Genomic DNA, 16,819 nt, shown 5'->3' on the forward strand with positions numbered 1-16,819 from the left:
GGCCCGCCCCGCTTTTTTGCCGTCGATTATTTGCCCGTGACCGATTCCAGAATTTCATGGCTCTCCCCCCGCTCCGGCAGATAGCAGCCGCGGGTCGCGACGTAGTGCTGGTTAAATAGCGAGAAATAATGTTGAAGAATCTGTGCCGGGTGATTCTCCCCCGCCAGCAACAGGCAACTGATGGCCGCCTCGGCGGTAGAAAAACGATCGTCTCTTCCCGAATCCCGCACCAGATAGGATTTCACGAAGGCATCCGGCAGTTTCAGACAGGGCACGCCATCCAGCCAGCGGCTCAGGGCAATCATGCGACTGCACTGTTTCCACGAACCGTCGAGCAGAATCAGCGTAATTTTTTTCGCGCCGGGTGCGCTGGCGGGCAGTGACTGCACAATCTTTCTGTCGGTTGCGTCGGTTTCGCTGGCCGGAAAAACGATATAGCAATCGCGCGCCGGGTCTTTCAGCAGGTCCTCCAGCCCCGCCGGTGCCTCCAACCGGTTCCACAGAAATACCGGTGTGCGCGGGAAAACGTCCGCAATCAATCGGCCGGTATTGGTGGGCTTGAACAGCTCCTTGCGGTGCACCAGCAGAGCGAAGTCGACCTGACTCTGTACCGTCGGCCGCCACGGGCAGATGCAGGCGTACTCGGCCATCTGGCAATCGGCACAGCGGATAACACTTTTGCCCTTGGCCTGAAACGGTTTGGTGGACTTGGCGAGTTCCTGGTCCCGCAGGCGGGTGAAATTGGTGGAGTGCATGTACGACCTGTGGCGGGGTTAAACGCTGACTGAATTGCGCGTGGCTAGAATCCGGATATTGCGCGGGGTGATGTCGCGCGGGCAAAAAATTGTCAGTTCGACCTCGCAATCGCCCTCTTCCAGATACAGGGCGAGATCCAGCACCAGCCACAGCTCCAAGGCACGCCGGAAACCGTGGGAGACCAGCTGCAACCGACGAAACGCCGCGTGGCGCTCCTCGGCGCGCGCAACATAGGGCTGAATGTCGAACCCATCCGGAATAGAAAGCGATTTTCTATCGGCCAGAGTGCGGATCACCCGCTCCGGTCCCTGCGCCAGCAGGTGATAACCGAGCGACGGCGTCGGCAGATACTCATCCACGCCGCGCAATTCCCGCTGGATCAGGTCAAAGGCCATGCGCCACTGCGCCATGGTCTGCGATTGCCTGCGCTCGCGCTCGGCGGAAGTGACCATCTCCTGTACCGCAAGGCGCACCTGATTTTTGTTCAGGGCCAGGTTATTGATTGTTGCTGCATGCGAAAGTGGAATATAGACGTCATCCAGCCACAGCTGATAACAGCAGGGTACCAGACACAAGTGTGGCGATTCGCTGTCGCGCCACTGCCGTAACAGCGCGCGGTGTAAATCACCACAAGCATGCAAGGCAATCACGAAGTCCTTCGCCGCAAATTCGTGGGGTTGCTCAAGCACATCCTTGCAGGAGAACTTCACCTCTTTCACCCAGGGCGCAGCCAGGGTGGCGCCTTCATCACACAGTGCCGACTGGCGCTCAACCGCGTGCAAAGAACACTGCCAATGGTGAGCCAGGGCTCGTCCCAGGTGCGCCTTGCCGGAGCACCAATCCACTACGGTGCGGTCCTGGCCGGGAATGGCTTTTGGTAACGCCCCGATAAAGGCCGCCATCTGAGTCCACTTGCGTCCGGGAACGCCGGTGGCCAGTCGCCCGCAAAGTGTTGCCGGCTGCATTCGCTCTCGCAGCGGCAGCAGTGCCAATAAATCCCGGTAGCCCGGTATGAATTCTGCGAGGAAATGGTGCAGCGCTTCGGGCTGTCGTTCCAGCGCGTCTACCGCTGCGTCCTCCAGCTGCAGGCAGGCGTCACCGAGCATTGGAAACTGATGGCGCCACGCCAGGTCCGTGTCGCAAAAGGCGGACTGCCGCCAGAAGGCACTCAGGCACTGTAGCTGGTCAGTGAGGGTTAAAAAACGCGTGCGATGCTGCATGGCCAGGTAAAAAAGGGCGCGAAATTGGCTTGTATTGGACGAACAACGAGCCGGGTAAGGATGCGGCATTTTACACGCCTGCAATATTGAAGTCGCCATTTTTTGGTGTGACTTCCCCGTATCGCCCATTCGGGAATCGCCCGGCAATTTTTCCACCTCATGCTACTTTTATTGGTGTTTTCAGCGTTTCCCCGGCAGTGCCAATTCAATAATTGCCGCGCCAAGACAAAGCTTTTGACCAGACCGATGACCACCCAGGCATAACAAGGGTCGCGGAGGTCAACCGGTGTTCAACGGAGTCAACAATGAAAAAGCTCAGGCTGGCCGCTACTTTTGTACTTTTATTCCCGTTTCTGGCGCATGCGCAGATTCCTGTTTCGGATCTGGACCTGACCCGTTTCTATGTGCGACTGGGAGCCAGCTTTGTTTACCCCGATGACCACAACACTTCGCTCAAGTACTACGTGCTGCAGGATTGGGAGTTGTACCGGACCGGATGGGACATTGAAGAAGACACCACCTGGAATGTGTCTGGTGTGTGGCGCCCGCTACCCTATCTCGGGTTGGAACTACTCTATATTGGCGGTGCAACGCACTCACTTGCGCTGGAAAATTTTCGCGGAAACCCGGGCCGCGACGGTATCAACTTCGGCCGGTTTACCACCTCATCAGCAAATTTGTTCGTCAACTGGTACCTGAATGACCTCAACTGCCTTGGCCAACCCTACATTGGCATCGGCGTAAACTACTCGGATTTTTACGACGACAAACTGAACCCGGATTTTCAGCAATATCTGGTAAACAGCGGCATGGCTACCGGCCCGGGCAAATTCGGTATCGGCCATTCCTGGGGGGCCAGCGCGCAGTTGGGACTGGATTGGCGGCTGGGTCGCGTCGGGGCACTGAGCTCCTGGCTGATCAACGCCGCGGTTATTTACACCGATGCCAATACCGACGCGGTGGTGACCTACCCCACCAACCCAGGCTATGAGCGTCTGTACTCCGATTTCGAAACCAACCCATGGACGCTGAACCTGGGCGTTACCTATGAATTCTGATTCGGCGGTTTTCCCGTATCTCAGAAACGGGCTGGCGGCCTGCCTGCTGTTGGTACCTTTCGGTGCACATGCGGATTGCACCCCATCCAATACCGGAACCGAGGGGCCGGACCAGATCCTCTGCGACACCGATAACGACCCGGCCGGCGCCAATGTCAGCTCCCTGGGCGGCGACGACACCCTGACCCTGAACGGTGTCACGCTGGGTACAGTGGATACGGGCAGCGGCAATGATCGCGTGGACATCACTGAGTCTGACATTCAGGTACACCTGACCACCGGTGATGGCGACGACATCGTCACCATGCGCGAGCGCCGCACTTCCGTGGGCGACTACTATGGTGGCGGAATCGACACCGGCGCGGGTAACGACCGGGTAGAAGTCTACGACGGCGTGGTATTTGATCTGACGATGGGCAGTGGCAACGACGAGGTGTTGCTGGACGGCGGATACATTTTCAATTACCTCGACATGGGTGACGGAGATGATGTTTTCCACTGGGATGAAGGTGTGCTGGATTTATTTCGCGGCGGGAATGGGTCGGATACCGTGCGCATCGACGCCTTCGCCTACGACACTGAAACAATACTCGACGGTGGCGATGACTACACCGCAGACGATGGCTATGTGGATTCGCTGCGCTTTATTCTCGACCATCAGATCGACGGGCAGCTGCTACAGAACTGGGAGCGCATCATCGTCAATGGCAGTTCCAGGATTACCCTGAGCGGTTCTCTGACGGTTGGCGGGGGCAGTTACGAGGGCGACCTGCTCGGGCTCGATATCCGCTTCGGTGGCATTGTCGATTTCATCCCAGCCGACTACACCATTCGCGGCGATGTCGTAAACGCGGGTACCCTGTGGCTGGTGGACGAACGTTACAATCGGCTGAATATTGCCGCCCACGACAGCGGGCGCTTCGGCAACTACACCGGACGCGATGGACGCCTGTGGCTGGAAACCGAACTCGCCGCCGACAATGCCCCTACGGATCTGCTCACCATTGCCGGTGACACCGGTGGGCGTACTTTTGTGCAGATTTACAATCGCAGCGGCGACGGCGCAACCACTACCGGCGACGGGATCAAGATCATCGATGTCTCCGGGCAATCCGCCGCCGACGCCTTTGTCCTGGATGGCGAGTACATTGCGCTGGACGGCCAGCCCGTAACCGTTGGCGGCGCCTATGGTTACACCCTGCACCACGGCGGGTTGAGTGATCCCGATGATGGCAACTGGTATTTGCGCTCCACCCTGGAAGATCCGTTTGACGGCAGTGGGCAATTGATTCCGCGCTGGCAGCCCGGCGCCGTGCTCTACGAAACCTACGCCCAGTCCATCCGCCAGATGAACCAGCCCACCACCTTGCGCAAGCGAGTGGGCAACCGCTTCTGGGCCGGCACCAGTTTCCGAGACCGCGGTCTCTGCTGTTACGCCGACGCGGTGGAGCAGACCATCGACGGCGGCGGCCTTTGGCTGCGCCTGGCATCCAGGTACAACGACAACATACCGGACAACTCCACCAGCCACGCCGAATGGCAGCAGGATTACGGGCTGGTGCAGATCGGCTCCGACTTTTCTTTTGACCCGGCGGTATACTACGGACGCCTGATGCTCGGTATTTTTGCCCAGTACGGCTACGGCAGAACAGATCTGGACAGTTACTTCGGCCACGGCCGCATCGAAACCGATCAGTTCGGTGTCGGCACCACGTTCACCTGGTACGGCAGCCAGGGCAGTTACGCGGACCTGCAAGCACAGTTCAACTGGTTCGACTCCGACTTCTATTCCTACGAACTCTATTATCTCGGCAACGACAACGATGCCATCGGCTTCGCCTTTTCAGCGGAAGCCGGGCACAGCTTCAAACTCTGTGACTTTTATTCCCTCACGCCCCAGGTGCAGCTGATCTTCAACGCGGAACAGATCGACGACCACCAAGACCAGTACAGCGTTCGCTTCAAAGATACAGAGAACAACGGCGGCTCGGCGCGTTTCGGGCTCGCGTTTGAGCAGCGCGTCAGCCAGCGGCTGAAGCGCAACATGTACGGCAACCTGTTGCTGGAACGCATTGGCCTCTACGCCATCGCCAACGTCTTTTACTATTTTGAAGACGAGACGGAAATCAAGGTTTCCGGGACTTCCCTGTATCAGGCCCGCGACGACTGGTGGGGACAGCTGGGACTGGGCTTCACCTACGACCAGTGCGGCGACCGCTGCTCCGTATACGGCGAAGTGGACTACGCCACCAGTTTCGACAATGCCGGCGATAGTTACGAAGCGAGCCTGACCTTCGGCTTTCGCTTCAAGTGGTAACAGGTGACGCCGCTGGGGCCGTCTCTCTATACTCGCACCAATGAATACCTCACCGCCCACCGGTTTCGAATCCGCCAAGCCCGATCACTGGCGCAATCTGTTGTGGGCGCTGGCCACACCGGATATTGCACCCGAGTTTCCGCTGCCGTGGCTGCCGGAGCAGAGGCGCCGGCAACTGCATCAGTTTTTTTCTGCATCAGAAACAATCACCCGCCTGCAGCCGAAGCTGGAAGCGAACCTGCAAACGCTCAACAGCCGCCGCCTCGGGGTCTATTTTGAGCAGCTGTGGGACTTCGCGTTTACCCACCACCCAGACTACATACTGCTTGCGCGCAACCTGGCCGTTCGCAGCCAGGGGCAAACGCTGGGAGAGTTGGACTTCGTGGTCAGGTATTTGCCCGACAACGCCGTCGAACACTGGGAAGTCGCGGTGAAGTTCTATCTTCAGGTAGACGGCCATTGGGTCGGCCCCGGGCTCCGGGACCGCCTGGACATCAAGCTCGCGCGTATGCGTGATCACCAGCTGCCGATTGCCCAATCACAGCCCGCGGTAGAGGCACTCCGGCACCGGGAGCTACGTCTCGACCGGCAGTGGACGCTAATGCCGGGACGGCTGTTTACGCCGCTAGGGGCCTCAGCACACGGCGCGCAGGCCTCGCGGTACTGGTGGGCGACATCGGAGCTGTTCCTGCAAAGTTTCTTAAGCGAATCCCAGCACTGGCTGCCACTGCAGAAAACCTCATGGCTAGCGCCAGTTGGCACCGATGCGGACGATGGGTACTCCACAGTGAGGCTTGAGAATACCGTACTTCCTGCCCTGCTTGCGCGAGGCCCCGTCTGCATAGCCGCGACGACCGAGAATACCGGCGAACCAGAGTATTTGTGCCGTGGATTTATCGTTCCTGATGACTGGTACCAACGCGCACTCGCTCATCGCGCCGTCTAATCAGACTTGCTCCTGGCCAGAATAAACGTCCCCTTTAAAACCTGCTCAATTTTCGAGCAAAAAGTGCGCTATCCACCCGTCGATTGGGCGATGTGGCACCCATTCATTTAGAATCATCGCCTTAATTTTCGTAGACCAATAAAAACAGGGGGTCAGAATTCATGTTTGCAGATTGTTCGATTGGCATGAGGGCGGGGGTGCGATACCTGAGCAGGGTCGCCCTTGGCGCAGTGCTGCTGTTTCTCGGGGGCTGTGCCAGCCAGGTGAATATGTTGCCCACGCTCAGTGAGAAAACGGTACTACAGCCACAACAGGGCGTGGTGGTAGCCAAGGTGATAAATGCCAGTAGCTATCCCCTGCCCTTCAACCAGCTCACCATCAACCCCAAAAACCTGAACGAATCCAGCGAGGTCAAGTCCCCGCGCCTTACGGCACTGGCGAATAACTATCGCGGCAGCACCGTGTTTGCCGCACCGGTGAACGCCGGTGATTACGCACTGAGCAGTATCCGTGCATTCCACTCCCACGGCGATTTCTGGTATTCGCGGTTTGTCACCACCGACGCAAAATTCGGGACATTCCGAGTCAATCCCGGGCAAGTCACTGACCTCGGCACCATCATTTACTACCCGAAGTCCCAGGGCGACAAGTACATCAACATGCTGCTGAGACAACCAAGTGAAGCAGCTGGAAGCACTCTCCATGAAAGCTTCCCGTTCTACGATTTCACTCTGGATTCCGTACACGGCTGGATGGAAGATGAATACGAACAGGAGCGCAACTCCAATTACGTATCCGCAGCGCGCAACCCGGTTACCTACAACGAACAGTATGCCGGCCCGGATGGCAGCCTCTATTTTGTCGGCAAACTGGGGATCATTATCAAACGCTCCCCACAGGGAGAATGGAGTATGGATGCGGTCGATACCAATATCGACCTGTACACCATCGTCGCCAACCAGCGCGGTGACCTTGTCGTAGCCGGCGATGAAGGCAAGGTGTTCATCAAGCGCGTTAACGGCGACTGGCAGGATGTTTCCATCGCCCATCAGCTGCGCGTCCATCAGGCGACGTTCGCAGGTGACAATACGATCGACTTGATAACCAGTGAAAACCACCTGCTCAAAGTCTGGCGTAGCACTGACCTTGCCAACGTGGATTGGCAACACCTGGTTACCTTCCGTTCCGACCGCGGTTGGTTGGATCCGAACGGCGTACTCACTTACGACACAAATCCGAAACCGAAAAACGGCAGCCAGCAGGCGGTGTCCCCGCGCAATATCTCCAGTGTAGATCTTAAGTGGATCGAGGATCGCAACGAGATCTTTGTACGCACCATCGCACGATACAGCGAGCCGATGTTCGAAAACGGCAAGCTTGAGTCTTTCGTGGTTGATACATCAGACTGGCAAATACTCGGCGAAGGCAACGAGCAGCAGTACTCTACCGTCGTCAACGCCGGCGCAACCCAACTCGCTATCAAGGAAGCAGGTTTCTGGAGCTGGGACGGAAAACCCGATTACCTGAAGCTGAATAAAAACAACGGGCAATGGGAGGAAATTTCCACATCCATCTCTGGCTGTCCGCCGGGGACAAAAATCGTGGGCGATAGCTGCAGGGCGAAAGGCTCCAAAGGCCGCTACCAGCAGAAGGTGGACCGTTTTTCGTTTGCCAGTACGCCCTGGTTCAAAAACAATGACGAAGTGCTCGCGATTGCCCTTTTCCGGGAAAAATCGGCGGAATCCGGCGAGACGGAAAATAAGGCGCGCCTGATTCACAGTGTGGACGGCGGAAAAGTCTGGACCAAAAGCGAAGACCCGCTGCCAAGCGAATTTTGCGGCACCCTGATTCCAGACGTGAAAGACCGCCTGTTGCTGACGTGCAAAGGCAGTTCAATGGACTTTTATGAGTCCTTGGATGAGGGCGCAAGCTGGAAGCATGTGCGAGAACACGAAAATTTCTGATCGCCGCCTTCACAGATCTGACAAATGCTCCGGCTGAGGCCGGAGCATCTCCTACCTATTACCCTTCCGTCTCCTTACATCAGCACCGAATCGAGAAAAACTTTAGCGCGCTCAAATATCCGCGCCCGGCTTTCCGGTCCTCCCAGGCTGTGTCCTACTTCGGGATCAAAATACCATTCAAACGGCTTGCCACTTGCTTCCAGCGCGGTCTTAAGGCGGAATCCATGCTCCGGATCCACCACCTCGTCCTTACCGCCGTGGGCGACAAAGATCGGAACCTGAAGTTCGGACGTCAGATAGGCAGGAGATACCGCTTTCAGGGTATCGTAATCCTTTCTGGGGTCGCCGATATAATCGCGACTCCACGCTCGCTGCCGGGGATTCAAGCGTGTTGAGTTGAGCATGAGGTTTATATCGCTGACACCGGCGATACTGGCGGCACAGCGAAACAGCTCAGGATGGCGGGTGGCCATCATCGCGGAAGCATAGCCACCATAGCTGATACCTAACACACACACTCGCTTGCGATCGATATCCGCTCGCTGGACCACCGAGTCGGTAACGCGATAAATGTCCTCCAGCATCAGGGCGCCCCACTGCTGTTTACCCGCTTCTTTCAACTCGGCAGTGTATCCACCTGAACCGCGGAAATTCACCCGCAAAACCGCATAGCCTGACGCCACAAGATACTGGGTCAGCGGATCGTAACTGCGATCATCGAATACCCCGATGGGACCACCGTGGGGCAGTAATACCAGCGGTGAGGGACCAGTGCCGTTATCCGGCAGGCTGAGCAGGTAGGGAATATCCAGATCGCCCACTTTGAACGTCTCTTCGATCAGACGTCCACCCAGCTTTCCTCTAAGGCCGGGAAACCGCTCACCAACTACCTTGGATGAAGTGGACGAGTAGAGCAGGAAAACACCCGGCTGATTGTGCGACTCCCGATAAACGAGCCGCTTCTCTCCATCCGGGCTGCGACCAAGTTCACTCTCGATGTCGGCCCCCGATTGTGACTTGCTGCCGGATACCGCCTTGTCGAAGTACTCATCCACGCGATTACCGTTGCGAACCGTACGCACACCAATGAGTGAACCATCCAGCGGAGACAGAATGAGGTCGACAATCTTGTAGGCACTGATCTCATGAATCAGTGTCTTTTCACCAGATTCATAGTCCAGCAGGAAAATACTGCGTTCTATGTCCTCATTAAAATCAAGTCCGTAGAACTTTCCCTTTCCCGGAGCCAGAGCTATTGGAACAACCTTCCCCTTTGAGGGTTCCTTGTCCGCATCCCGCCACTGCTCCAGAACTTCTGTTTCTCCCTCATCATTGAATGCACTCAGTGTCAGATCACCTTCACTATCGAAGTGCAACACCGCGCGCGGCTTGCTATCGGCATCCAGAAACCACCTGACGGCATACCCCGAAACCGAGCGCACTTCATTGGAGGCAGTAAACTGACCACCGTCTACCGCACTCAATTTACTCAACTTGCCCGGCGCACTGAGCTGATCGGCGCGGATGCGGTAAATTTTGGAATAAGCCCCACTTTTGGCATACAGAAATTCCTGCTCCTGATCGGGTAGCGCCTCCACCACCCAACCGGGTGTTGTGATACGTTTAAGACTGGCCCGTTCAGGTTTTGAATTCGACAGATCCCACACAGACCATTCACTTTTTTTCCTGGTATCAAGCAAATCTTCAATACCCCGCCGCTCGGAAGTGCTTTGTACTACCAAACGCACAGGATCAATCCAGGCCCACTGATCAATACTCGTCTTGCCTTTACTCAAGTCAGTTGCTGCAAGCCGGTACACGCCCCCCCGGCCCGAAGCTTCCGATACTTCCAGAAAAGCCTCTCCATTTTCCCGGCGCACACCGGCAATACGTTTCCCATCAGGGCTCATCGAGATAGAAGCGAAATCCGGTTCCGTAAAAAATTCACGGGCAGGCACATTTGCCACCACGACCTGCGAGTAGAAAAAAAACAACAGCAGACATCGACTGAGGTTCTTCAGCATTACCAGAGGTTGACTGTTCACTGCGCACCCTCGATGTTCTTTCTACTCAGAGTATCGCGATAAAAATCATCTCTATACCCGGTGTGAAACGCGAGCGGATACGTATGCAGGGTCTCCCCCATCAGCTCTCGAATCGTTGTTTCCTGCATGGCAATCCTGTTCAACAGATCTATTTCCACGTGTGATGCACTACGCTCGGTATTAATGTGCAATGCGCCAATATAGTTGGTCCTGCCCGGTTCGATGACAAAGCGCCACTCGGGCCGGTTGTCCGTACTCATGCGAAATGGAAGGCTGTAATGAGGCGCGTTGACCCGGATGATCTGATATTGCCCCTTTGTCATCGGCAGCAGGTAAAAGCCATTAGCAAGGCCTTTCAGAGTGATTTTGTGCGGCTTGGTAACGAAGCGGAAACGCTCGCCCTCCGGCAGGGGCTCGCTATCTGCCCTTGCAATTCGGGCAAACTCGAATGAGGGTGCGGTTCCCCCGGCATCAACATAGAGCAGCATATAGCCTTCCGAACCACCAAGCTCTGGCGCATCAGACACGGGCAGAAGCGAGAATTCCTCGGCCTCAACGCTGAAAGGAGAGCAGAGCACCAGTAGAATCGACACCAATAGTGCGGAAAGTGAGATATTCGGCATATTATTTTCCGAAAAGTGGAATTGTAGGAATCTGGCACCAAGGTGGTCAACCGGCGATCATTTTTCAGCCGACCTTCCCCCTAATGATCCCAAGCCCTCCTGAGCGCATACATGCCATGTCAACGATGCTCTTGACAGCGATCAATTAACATTTACAATTTTCAGAAATTTCTGAAAGTTAAAAACAAAATGAAACTTTCCAATCAGGCCCAGGCGTTCGTGCTGCACTTCGGCGAGATGGGCAGCCGCTGGGGATTCAACCGCACCGTGGGGCAGATGTTTGCCCTGCTGACCATACATTCCGAGCCGCTGAACGCGGACCAGCTGGCGGAGGCGCTGAAGATCAGCCGCGGCAACGTGAGCATGGGGCTCAAGGAATTGCAGGCGTGGCGGCTGATCGAGCTGCACCACCAGCCCGGTGACCGCAAAGACTACTTCACTGCTGCCGGTTCCATCTGGGATCTGGCGCGCACCGTATTCGAAGAGCGCCGCAAACGCGAGCTGGACCCCACGCTCACCCTGCTGCGGCAATTACTGCTCACCGATCCCCGCGACGAGCAGGAGGCTCAGGCCCAGGAAAAAATCCAGGAGGTATACAGCCTGCTGGAAATGCTCGACCAGTTCGCCAACACCCTGAGCAAGCTGGATCACAAGGATCTGCACAAGCTGATGAAACTGGGCTCCGGTCTCAACAAACTGCTGGACCTGAAAGCCGGTGTCAAAGCCAAAGCAACCTCGAAAGCAACCAATACAACAACCGCCAAAAGCACGACCGGAAAAAAAGCGAAGTAAATGCCGTAACCCGCGGTCCTGGGCCGCGGTCACCTAAGAGGTACACCCTGTGGACACTGCGCTGGACACCCTGATGCTGTCGCGAATCCAGTTCGCCGCCAACATCAGCTTTCACATTCTCTTCCCCACCATCACCATTGCCCTCTGCTGGATTCTTTTCTTCTTCAAACTGCGCTTCGACCTCACCGGCAACCCGGTGTGGATGCGCGCGTACCGATTCTGGGTAAAAATCTTTGCCCTCACCTTTGCCCTCGGTGTGGTGAGCGGCATTACCATGTCGTTCCAGTTCGGCACCAACTGGCCGGGCTATATGGAAAAAGTCGGGAATATCGCCGGGCCACTGCTGGGATACGAGGTGCTGACCGCGTTTTTTCTCGAGGCGACCTTTCTCGGCATCATGCTGTTCGGCATCAAACGGGTGCCCAGCAAGGTGCACACATTTTCCGCGTTGATGGTGGCCATCGGCACCACGCTCTCCGCCTTCTGGATTCTCGCCCTCAATTCCTGGATGCAGACACCGGCGGGCTATGAAATCCGCGACGGTGTGGTGCACGCAACCAACTGGCTAGAGGTCATTTTCAACCCGTCCTTCCCGTATCGGTTGATGCATATGCTACTGGCCTCGGGATTGACCGCCGCGTTCTTCGTCGCCGGTCTCTCCGCCTACCGCATATTGAAAGGCGATGAAAAGCAGGCGCCGCGACTGGCGCTGAAAACCGGGCTGATACTGGCGGCGATACTCGCACCGCTACAGGCCTTCGTCGGCGATCTGCACGGGCTCAATACCTTTGAGCACCAGCCGCAGAAAATTGCCGCGATGGAGGGCGTGTGGGAAACGGAACAGGGCGCGCCGCTGCTGTTGTTTGCCATCCCCGATGAGGAAACACGCAGCAACCACTTTGCCGTTGGCATTCCCAATATGGCGAGCCTGATTCTCACCCACGAGACCGATGGGGAAATTCGCGGGCTGAACAGTTTCGACGGCAATCACCCGCCGGTAAAACCGCTGTTTTTCGGCTTCCGCATCATGGTGGGTATGGGATTGCTGATGCTCGCCACGGCCTGGCTCGGCTGTTACCTGTTGCGCCGCCCGGCGATACCGCGGGCATTTCTGAAGTTTCTGGTGGCAATGACGTTTTCCGGCTGGGTCGCCACGCTGGCCGGCTGGTATGTGACTGAGGTCGGTCGTCAGCCCTGGCTCGTCACCGGTATCCTGAAAACCGCAGACGCGGTAACACCGGTGGCGCCGGCCAATGTGGGGCTGTCACTCGCCATGTACCTGCTGGTCTATGTGGTGTTGATGTGGGCCTATATCCACACCCTGAAACGCATGGCGATCAAGTCCGTTTACGTGGAGGAATTCGAAACCGCCGAACCCGCCGCCGACGGCAGTCTCACCAATCTGCCTGAATCCCACATCAAGCCCAACTCCAAACCAGGTACTGCCGGAGGTAACGCGTGAACGAAGTATTGAACCACAGCGGCGACTGGCTGCCTGTTGTTTTCATTGCCCTAATGGGGCTCGCGGTTCTGGCCTACGCCATCCTCGATGGCTACGACCTCGGCGTCGGCATCCTGCTGCCCATGGGTGCAGAGGATGAACTGCAGCGGGACACCATGATCGCCTCCATTGGCCCCTTCTGGGATGCCAACGAAACCTGGCTGGTGCTCGCCATCGGCCTGCTGCTGATCGCCTTTCCTTCGGCCCACAGCCTGATCCTGATGAATCTGTATATCCCGGTGGCGGTCATGTTGATCGGCTTGATCATGCGCGGTGTCGCCTTCGACTTCCGCGCCAAGGCGGCGGTGGATCACAAGCTCGCCTGGGATCGCACCTTCAAGATCGGCTCACTGCTCACCACCCTCACGCAGGGTTATATGCTCGGGCAGTATGTGATGGGGTTTGACCAGAGCCTGTCGTCGCAGCTGTTCTGCGCGGTGTCCGCCCTCGGCGTTACCGCGGCTTACAGTTATATCGGTGCTGCCTGGCTGGTATTGAAAGCAGAAGACCAGTTGCAAACGAGGGCGGTGCGCTGGACACAATTGGCCGGTCGCGCCTCGCTGGTGGGTGTGGTCGCGGTCTGCGCGATCAACCCGCTGGTGAACCCGGGGGTATTTGACCGCTGGTTTACCTTCCCGCTGGTGATGTTTGTACTGCTGATCCCGGTGCTGTGCTTTCTCGGCTTTGTGGGCAACGACATCCTGTTGCGCCGGCTGCCGAAAGCCCACGACCGCCACAGCAGCATTCCCTTTTTTATTGTGGTGGGCATATTTGTACTGTGTTTCAGCGGACTCGGCTTCAGCTTTTTCCCGGACATCGTGCCGGGGAAACTGAATATCTGGGAAGCGGCCAGTGCGCGCGAATCGCTGCAGTTTATTCTCGCGGGCGCGGTGGTGGTGATCCCGGTGATCCTGATGTACACCGCGTTTTCCTATCGGGTATTTCACGGCAAGGCGACGGAGTTGCATTACCACTGAAGTGGATTGTATTACGTAGAAAAAAGCCCTGGATTTCCAGGGCTTTTTTGTTCGCCTGCAGGCAGGCTCCTACGGGGAGTGGTGGCGATGCATCACTGCTGCCACTTGCGGTATTCCTTGAGGGCCTTGTAAGGGCGCTCGGTGTACCAGCCATAGCCGGCGCGGCGCTCCGCAGAAATTTTTTCCAACTCGAAATACACCTGGCCATCGCGATCGCCGAACACCGGGCGGTCGCTCTCGATATCGTAGAAGCGCGCCCACAGCGGGTCGGCATCGTCGTCCGGGATCAACGCCGGCAGTTCGTCGCCGCGACGGTAGCGCAGGCCGTGAATCTGATGTTTCTCAAACCAGCGGTTGGCACTGTCGATCGCCTTGCGAATATTTTCCGGCGGGTTTTTCAGGGTCATCAGGAACAGCACCAGGTCGGCACTCTCGCTGGTGGCGAGTGCCACCGGCTCGAACGCACGCGCGGACGTGGGCTCCAGGGTTTCGTCATCGTGCTGCGCGCCCCAGATGGTGGGCTCGCCATCTACCTCTACCTGGGTGGCCACCAGCATATCCAGTGCGCGCACAAGGCTGTGTTTTGCCTGTGCTTTCAAGCCGTCGGAGAGGAAGGCCAGGCGCTCGTCGCCTTCGGCCGCGGCGCCGACCACTTTCAGCAGGTTGGCGATGGCGTCGTCATTGAAGGTGATGTCGTCGTGGTACTTGCCACGCAGTGGGAAGGACTGCGGCCAGCCGCCGTTGGGGTACTGTGCGAGCAGGATAAGGCTGAGTGCCCGGCTCGCGGAATCGCAGTAACGGCTGTCCTGGTGGGCATTGCAGGCATTTGCCATTACCCAGAACTGGGTGGTGGTGGCGTAGTTATCAAAAGTCGGCACGTAATCTTTTTCGGTGCCGAACTGTTGGCCAGGTTTACGCGGTGTACTCATGTTGGTGCGTTTGGACCAGCCACCGGAGGGTGTCTGGTAGGTGAGCAGGCTGTCGGCCAAGGCTTTGCCCTCGCCGCTGGCGATAAAGTCGCGGTCGTGGACCGCCCTCGTGGCATCGAATCCGAACAGTTTGTCTTTCGCGGGTTTGGTGCTTTTTTCCTGCCCGGTCTCGGTCAATTCGCGTTGGATGGCTTCCTGATCCAGTTTGTAGAGCAGGTCGGACATGGCCCGGTAGGCGGCCATGTCCTGCGCCGGTTGCAGCTTCGCCAGCGGATCGGGCTCGGCCCGGGAGGCGTCAGCGGGTGTGTTTTTTGCACCGCAGCCGGAGGCCGCCAGCAGTAGGGCAGCGAGCGTCAATCCGCGGGCTGCGTTTACACGAGAGAAGGTCATACAAGGTCTCGCTACTATTTCTGTCAGGCAGAATGTCATTATTTGGTAAGGCCAAACGATGGTAGCAAAAGCCCTTCAATGAAGAAACCGTCAGGCGGCAGCACCTGCCAGCGCCGCCGCCTTGGCCCGACGCTTGTCCCGCGCATTGCGGCGCTTCTCACGGCGCTGGTACCAGATGTAGATGCCGGTGATGGACAGCAGCAGCGGCGACAGGCCGATCACACACCATAGAATCTTACTCACCAGACCCGCGAAATTACCGAAGTGCAGGCGGCGGTAGCTGTCGACGATCACCGCACCCAGAGTCGCGTCGCGGATGTCGTAGCTCAGCATGTGTTCGCCGCTCTGGGCGTTGTAGGTGACGTTGCTGGCGTACTCGCTGATCAGCGGATTGCCGCTGTGCACATCGCCCCAGAAGGTGAAGTTGGTACCCGGCTCCCAGGGGAAAGAAATGTAGGTGGTCTCGAAGTTCTGGATGCGCTTGCCAGCGTCATCCATTAGAGCCTGCAGCGAGAGGTCGTCGTTGTACAGGCGCTCGGCCATTTTGTAGTGTTCGGCTCCGCCGGCGTGCTCTTCCAGCTCATGGGCGAAGTGGGTGATATTCCACCAGGCACCGGTGAAGCCGAGGATCAGCAGGACCGGTGCGCCGATGATACCGGTCATTTTGTGCAAATCGGAGAAGTACACGATCATGCGCGCGTTCCAGCGCAGGGTGAAAAAGTTCTTCCAGAACTTGCGGTACAGGATAAAGCCGGTAATACCCAACAGGCACAGCAGGATGGAGAAGACACTGGTGATCAGCATGCCCCAGTCGCCCAGCAACAGGGTGTAGTGCAGGTCCAGTAACCAATCGGTTAAGTGATGGGTCAGTCCCATGGGCGGGCGCAGCGGCTCACCGGTGTACTGGTCCATCAGCGCATAGGTCCACTCATCGGTGCCGTGCTGTATGGTGTACACCAGATCCGCGCGGTCTTTGTCCTGGAACAGCGCCCAGCCGGTGACCTCATAGCCGGGGAAATTACTGTGCATGGAAGCTTCCAGCGCATCCAGGCTCAAGCGCTCACGACCATTCGAATCCACCCGCACCTTGTCGGCGAGCAACAGAGAATCAATCTCGTGCTTGAACACCAGAATACTGCCGGTGATGCAGATGACCAGCAGCGGGACAAAGGCGGCCAATGCCATCCAGCTGTGCAATTTGAACAGGGTTTTATTCATGTTGTTCTCGCTTGGGTTACGCCGGCAAAGAATCTCAAATCGCTAAACACAAACGGGGTGAAGGCCATTGATGGCCTTCACCC

General features: G+C 57.3%; 13 protein-coding genes. 7 read left to right on the forward strand and 6 right to left on the reverse strand.

What is annotated here, in order from left to right:
- Nucleotides 1-26: 26 nt before the first annotated feature.
- Together GNX18_RS10145 and GNX18_RS10150 are read right to left on the reverse strand one after the other, a co-directional pair.
- Nucleotides 27-755, reverse strand: coding sequence for a tRNA-uridine aminocarboxypropyltransferase (locus tag GNX18_RS10145; protein ID WP_166217644.1), 729 nt, complete (start codon nt 753-755; stop codon nt 27-29).
- 18 nt (nt 756-773) lie between these two features.
- Nucleotides 774-1,862 carry a methyltransferase gene (locus GNX18_RS10150; protein ID WP_166217647.1) on the reverse strand — a complete coding sequence of 363 codons (1,089 nt, stop codon included), beginning with the start codon at nt 1,860-1,862 and terminating at the stop codon, nt 774-776.
- A 419-nt stretch (nt 1,863-2,281) separates the two neighbouring features.
- Here GNX18_RS10150 and GNX18_RS10155 point away from each other — a divergent pair, with 419 nt between their 5' ends.
- From GNX18_RS10155 to GNX18_RS10170, 4 genes are all read left to right on the forward strand, one after another.
- Entirely contained in the window at nt 2,282-3,034 is a 753-nt protein-coding gene (locus GNX18_RS10155) for an OmpW family protein (protein ID WP_138237055.1), read from the forward strand.
- The gene (locus tag GNX18_RS10160; protein WP_166217649.1) at nt 3,024-5,351 is read left to right on the forward strand and encodes an autotransporter outer membrane beta-barrel domain-containing protein; all 2,328 of its coding nucleotides are present in this window, start codon (nt 3,024-3,026) and stop codon (nt 5,349-5,351) included. The genes GNX18_RS10155 and GNX18_RS10160 overlap by 11 nt, the downstream gene beginning before the upstream one ends.
- A 40-nt stretch (nt 5,352-5,391) precedes the next feature.
- A complete protein-coding gene (locus GNX18_RS10165; protein WP_166217652.1) occupies nt 5,392-6,297 on the forward strand; it encodes a DUF1853 family protein in 906 nt (301 codons plus the stop codon).
- Between the two features lie 197 nt (nt 6,298-6,494).
- Nucleotides 6,495-8,261 carry a hypothetical protein gene (locus tag GNX18_RS10170; protein ID WP_166217655.1) on the forward strand — a complete coding sequence of 589 codons (1,767 nt, stop codon included), beginning with the start codon at nt 6,495-6,497 and terminating at the stop codon, nt 8,259-8,261.
- A gap of 74 nt (nt 8,262-8,335) precedes the next feature.
- Here GNX18_RS10170 and GNX18_RS10175 read toward each other — a convergent pair whose 3' ends face one another.
- Complete coding sequence (locus GNX18_RS10175) at nt 8,336-10,306, reverse strand: S9 family peptidase (RefSeq protein ID WP_166217658.1); 1,971 nt, start codon at nt 10,304-10,306, stop codon at nt 8,336-8,338.
- A complete protein-coding gene (locus tag GNX18_RS10180) occupies nt 10,303-10,929 on the reverse strand; it encodes a hypothetical protein (protein WP_166217661.1) in 627 nt (208 codons plus the stop codon). The genes GNX18_RS10175 and GNX18_RS10180 overlap by 4 nt, the downstream gene beginning before the upstream one ends.
- A 189-nt stretch (nt 10,930-11,118) precedes the next feature.
- Between GNX18_RS10180 and GNX18_RS10185 the strand changes: the two genes are divergently transcribed.
- The 3 genes from GNX18_RS10185 to GNX18_RS10195 all read left to right on the forward strand — a co-directional run bounded on the left by GNX18_RS10185 (nt 11,119) and on the right by GNX18_RS10195 (nt 14,199).
- Entirely contained in the window at nt 11,119-11,721 is a 603-nt protein-coding gene (locus tag GNX18_RS10185) for a GbsR/MarR family transcriptional regulator (protein ID WP_166217664.1), read from the forward strand.
- Nucleotides 11,722-11,794: 73 nt separating this feature from the next.
- Nucleotides 11,795-13,183 carry a cytochrome ubiquinol oxidase subunit I gene (locus GNX18_RS10190; RefSeq protein ID WP_166220536.1) on the forward strand — a complete coding sequence of 463 codons (1,389 nt, stop codon included), beginning with the start codon at nt 11,795-11,797 and terminating at the stop codon, nt 13,181-13,183.
- Nucleotides 13,180-14,199 (forward strand): cytochrome d ubiquinol oxidase subunit II, encoded by a 1,020-nt coding sequence (locus GNX18_RS10195; RefSeq protein WP_166217667.1) that lies wholly within the window; start codon nt 13,180-13,182, stop codon nt 14,197-14,199. Before GNX18_RS10190 ends, GNX18_RS10195 begins: the two co-directional genes overlap by 4 nt.
- Before the next feature lie 92 nt (nt 14,200-14,291).
- On the opposite strand, the gene pelA is transcribed toward GNX18_RS10195, so the two are convergent.
- The gene (gene pelA / locus GNX18_RS10200; RefSeq protein ID WP_166217670.1) at nt 14,292-15,518 is read right to left on the reverse strand and encodes a pectate lyase; all 1,227 of its coding nucleotides are present in this window, start codon (nt 15,516-15,518) and stop codon (nt 14,292-14,294) included.
- Nucleotides 15,519-15,608: 90 nt separating this feature from the next.
- Nucleotides 15,609-16,736: a PepSY domain-containing protein gene (locus tag GNX18_RS10205; protein ID WP_138237046.1), complete on the reverse strand. Its 1,128-nt coding sequence runs from the start codon at nt 16,734-16,736 to the stop codon at nt 15,609-15,611.
- Nucleotides 16,737-16,819 lie beyond the last annotated feature (83 nt).

The organism is Microbulbifer sp. SH-1 (assembly GCF_011326135.1).
GTDB classification, from domain to species: Bacteria; Pseudomonadota; Gammaproteobacteria; order Pseudomonadales; family Cellvibrionaceae; genus Microbulbifer; species Microbulbifer harenosus.